The organism is Komagataeibacter oboediens (genome assembly GCF_003207815.1).
GTDB lineage: Bacteria > Pseudomonadota > Alphaproteobacteria > Acetobacterales > Acetobacteraceae > Komagataeibacter > Komagataeibacter oboediens.
The window spans coordinates 1-726 of record NZ_NKTX01000240.1; the positions used below are offsets into that span (position 1 = coordinate 1).

The following is a 726-nucleotide window of genomic DNA, read 5'->3' on the forward strand; positions in this document are numbered from 1 at the left end:
TCGCAGGTAGTACCGCGTCCCTATCTCTTAAATCGCTCATGCTTCATAGCTGAACAAGACCAGAAGTATTCAGCAAGGCGTCAGTCGCCGGGAGCTTACAAGGTAGTAGGCATTGGCGAAGTGTGGCACAATAGTTTGCGCAGCCTGACTGCGGTCAACAACGCGCCTATTCGGCCAGAAGATCGCCTGATACTCGACGCTATTAATCGACGGGGGCACCCGGCGCATGTCGATATATTGTCGAACGCCCCCAAAGAAATCAGCGCGCGTCAAGGGAGTTCGCTTGCCTCGCTGATACGCCGCGGCGGGTATCGATGGAACAATCATGACGGTACGACGAGTATTGCCGTCGAACGCACACCCGTGTTCCAATTTGCGGGAGGCAATATCCGCGTCATTGGCCCAGCGCAACAACGCCTCGACGGACTTCTGAAGTGGTGGAAGGGACGGCTGCGTCAAATGGGATACAGCGGCCCAACAGGACCAGGAGACGAGATAGACGATGCCTTCGAGTTGATTTGCGAGCACGCAGGCGAAAGTGCCGTATCGCGCCCCGTCCATGTGTCAGCTCGAGAGCGAAAAAACCTCGAAGAAGTCTACGATCCCGACGTTTCAATCACGAACGGCTGAGGTGGTCCCGTCCGTTCGGACAGCTTTGTGGGCTTGATAAGCTATACCCGGTTGTTGTTATGCCGCCCTTCTGACGGCGTTGCTGTTGGCTATCTG

The 726-nt window shown here is 55.9% G+C and carries 1 protein-coding gene; it reads left to right on the plus strand.

Annotated features, from left to right (window positions below; genetic code table 11):
* On the plus strand, window positions 1-630 hold a 630-nt coding region (locus CFR80_RS19580), incomplete at its 5' end, for a hypothetical protein (RefSeq protein ID WP_220032778.1).
* Window positions 631-726: the final 96 nt, after the last annotated feature.